This window comes from Aeromicrobium sp., assembly GCF_014378035.1.
Lineage (GTDB): Bacteria > Actinomycetota > Actinomycetes > Propionibacteriales > Nocardioidaceae > Aeromicrobium.
On the sequence record NZ_JACMOM010000083.1, the window covers coordinates 1 to 2,309 of the forward strand.

Genomic DNA, 2,309 nt, shown 5'->3' on the forward strand with positions numbered 1-2,309 from the left:
AACGGGATCCAGCCCTCGACCACGTCACCCTTGGCGAACAGCGGCGGCACGCCGGCGAGGAACAGCGACTCGCCGTCCGAGATCACCAGGTCGGGGTTGGCTGTCAGCTTGGCCAGGCGGACGCCGAGCATCGGCAGCAGGCCCATCGGGCTGGCGAAGATCTCGCCGTCGTCCTTGAAGGCGTCGGCGATCGCTGCGGCGCAGACGTCGGCGCGGGTGAAGTCACGGCTCACTTCGTTGCTCACTTCCTGGCTCCCTTCTCGACAGCCGGCTCGGCGGCGAACGCCGCGACCGCGGCCTGGTAGACGGCCTCGTCGCCGGACAGGAAGCGCTCCTCGAAGGCTGCCCAGTCGTCGTCGCTGCCGCTCGCGGCGGTGGCGTAGGCCTGCTGGAACTTCTCGTCGCGCTCGTAGTCGGGCACGCAGCTGGTGAAGTGAGCGCCGTGGGGCGTCTCGACGACGCCGGTCACCATCATCCGGCTGAGCAGCAGCCTCTGCACCGGCGTGTCGACGGTCAGGCCTGCGGTGTCGACGACCTGCTCGACGCTCAGGTAGGTGCGCTCGGCGGCCATGGCGAACAGGTCGTCGAAGTAGGGGTCCGGGCCGAGGTACGTCGCGTTCCCGTGCTTGTCGGCGCGGTTGAGGTGCACCAGGGCGACGTCCAGCCTGAGGGCCGGCACGGCGACGAGATCCTCGAAGCCGGCCCCGTCGTCGTAGGGGCTGGTGACGGTCCTGAGGTGCGGGTTGTTGACCAGGACGTCGGAGCCGAGGCCCGCCCGCATCGGCAGGAACGGCAGCCGCTCGGCCGGGGCCTTGAGGCCGGTCTGGAACATGCCCTCGTCGAGCTCGACGACCTCGGGGATCGTGCCGTCCTGGCGGGCCTTCTGGAAGTTGGGCTCCAGCGGGATCGAGTCCAGCGACACGAACGCGTAGACCAGCTTGCGCACCTTGCCGGCGCGCAGCAGCAGGCCGACGTCGGCGCCGCCCCAGCTGACGATCGTGAGGTCCTTCAGGTCGGAGCGCAGGATCGCGCGCACCAGCGCCATCGGCTTGCGCCGCGGGCCCCAGCCCCCGATCCCGATCGTCATGCCGTCGCTGAGCTCGGCGACGACCTCGTCGATGCTCATCCGCTTGTCGCGGGGACCCTTGCTCACTGCTCGCTCTTCTCTGCCGCGCCGGTCGACTTGGAGGTGGACTTGGAGGTGCCCGCGAACGTGTCGCGCAGCTCGTCACTGACGCCCATCAGGTTGAGCTCCATCGTGAAGCCCTGCTCGAAGCGGTAGCTCTTGTTGACGTCGATCGGGTCGATGCCGTTGAGGCACTCCTTGGCGGCCCGGATGACGCGGGTGTCCTGCGCGGCGATGTCGCGGGCGACCCGCAGGGCCGACTCGTCCAGCTCCTCGCGCGGCACCACCTCGAGCACCGGGCCGAACTGCACCAGGTCGGCGGCCTTGATCGTGCGGGAGGTGAAGTAGAGCGTGCGCATCATGTGCTGCGGTACCAGCCGGGCCAGGTGGGTGGCCGCGCCGAGCGCGCCCTGCTTGACCTCGGGCACCCCGAAGTACGCGTCGTCGCTGGCCACGATGCAGTCGGCATTGCCGACCAGGCCGACCCCGCCACCGACGCAGAAGCCGTTGACCGCGGCGATCACCGGCACCGCACACTCGTAGACCGCCTTGAATGCCGCGAAGCAGCCCTTGTTGGCGCCGATCAGGGCATCGAACCCGGTGGTGTTCTGCATCTCCTTGATGTCGACCCCCGCGTTGAACCCGCGACCCTCCGCCCGCAGGATCACGACGTGGGTCTCCATGTCGGCGCCGGCCTCGTCGAAGGCGGCCGCGACGTCGTACCAGCCCTGCACGGTGAGGGCATTGACCGGTGGCTGAGACATCGTGACCACGCGGATCCCGTCGTCGTGGAGCTCGGAGGTGATGGGCATGGGGCTCCTGTTCGGGTCGTCCGAGTGGCAGGGGGTGGGCATGTTACTGACCGTTGTGACCTCTAGCGAACGCTTACAAGGGTCAGGTAGTGGTGGCAACGGTCAGTAACATCGCGACGTACCAACCCAACCAAGCACTTGCTTGGTAGGGTAGCAGCCATGTCCCTCGTCCTCGACCTGTCCGGTCGCGTCGTGCTCGTCACCGGGGGCACCAAGGGGATCGGGCTCGGCATCTCGCGGGCCTTCCTCGACGCCGGTGCCACCGTCGTCACGTGCTCGCGCTCGGACGTCGAGCCGCCCGCCGGTACGACGCACCACGTGTGCGACGTGCGCGACCCCGAGGCGGTCTCGGCGATGGTGGCGGACGTCGT

General features: G+C 68.9%; 3 protein-coding genes and 1 pseudogene. 1 reads left to right on the forward strand and 3 read right to left on the reverse strand.

Annotated features, from left to right (window positions below; genetic code table 11):
• The 3 genes and pseudogenes from H7290_RS04405 to H7290_RS04415 all read right to left on the reverse strand — a co-directional run.
• A pseudogene (locus H7290_RS04405) lies at nucleotides 1–245 on the reverse strand (CoA-transferase); the annotation flags it as partial.
• Nucleotides 242–1,153, reverse strand: a complete 912-nt coding sequence (locus tag H7290_RS04410; RefSeq protein ID WP_290512806.1) for a CoA transferase subunit A — start codon at nucleotides 1,151–1,153, stop codon at nucleotides 242–244. The pseudogene H7290_RS04405 and the gene H7290_RS04410, both read right to left, overlap by 4 nt.
• Nucleotides 1,150–1,938, reverse strand: coding sequence for an enoyl-CoA hydratase family protein (locus tag H7290_RS04415; RefSeq protein WP_290512807.1), 789 nt, complete (start codon nucleotides 1,936–1,938; stop codon nucleotides 1,150–1,152). Before H7290_RS04415 ends, H7290_RS04410 begins: the two co-directional genes overlap by 4 nt.
• A gap of 159 nt (nucleotides 1,939–2,097) precedes the next feature.
• Here H7290_RS04415 and H7290_RS04420 point away from each other — a divergent pair.
• Nucleotides 2,098–2,309, forward strand: a 212-nt coding sequence (locus tag H7290_RS04420; RefSeq protein WP_290512808.1) for an SDR family NAD(P)-dependent oxidoreductase, incomplete at its 3' end; no start/stop codon positions are given.